Annotated in this window: 1 protein-coding gene; it reads right to left on the bottom strand. The window is 56.6% G+C overall.

Annotation, left to right across the window (positions count from 1 at the left end; translation table 11 throughout):
- Positions 1-33 precede the first annotated feature (33 nt).
- Entirely contained in the window at positions 34-489 is a 456-nt protein-coding gene (gene merR, locus HX884_RS26725) for an Hg(II)-responsive transcriptional regulator (RefSeq protein ID WP_001166628.1), read from the bottom strand.
- Positions 490-592 lie beyond the last annotated feature (103 nt).

Raw genomic sequence — 592 nt, 5'->3', positions numbered from 1 at the left:
GGGGTCGTCTCAGAATTCGGAAAATAAAGCACGCTAAGGCGTAGTCACCCCGTGACTCCCCCGCGCCGATGCAGCGAGCTTCGTTCCGTCTTGCAGTGACGCAATCAGCGGGCAGGAAACGTTCCCTTTCCGCGCATGGCAGGCGCACACCAGTTCAGACAGCACGGCCTCCATGCGTGCCAAGTCGGCCATCTTCTCGCGCACATCCTTGAGCTTGTGCTCGGCCAGGCCGCTGGCTTCCTCGCAATGGGTGCCATCCTCCAGCCGCAGTAGCTCGGCGATTTCGTCCAGGCTAAAGCCCAGCCGCTGGGCCGATTTCACGAACCGCACTCGTGTTACATCCGCCTCGCCATAGCGGCGAATGCTGCCATAGGGCTTGTCTGGCTCCGGCAGCAGGCCCTTGCGCTGGTAGAACCGGATGGTCTCCACATTGACCCCGGCCGCCTTGGCAAAAACGCCAATGGTCAGATTCTCAAAATTAATTTGCATATCGCTTGACTCCGTACATAACTACGGAAGTAAGCTTAAGCTATCCAAACCAAATTTGAAAGGACAAGCGTATGTCTGAACCACAAAAGTCTGAACCACAAAA

Origin of the sequence: Enterobacter sp. SECR19-1250, assembly GCF_013391025.1 — a bacterium.
GTDB classification, from domain to species: domain Bacteria; phylum Pseudomonadota; class Gammaproteobacteria; order Enterobacterales; family Enterobacteriaceae; genus Enterobacter; species Enterobacter cloacae.
Note: the sequence above shows the minus strand (reverse complement) of the source record. Positions and strands in the feature narration are given on the sequence as shown.

Excerpts from the sequence above, each read along its gene's own strand:
- merR (WP_001166628.1), bottom strand. The coding sequence starts at position 489 with ATGCAAATTAATTTTGAGAATCTGACCATTGGCGTTTTTGCCAAGGCG.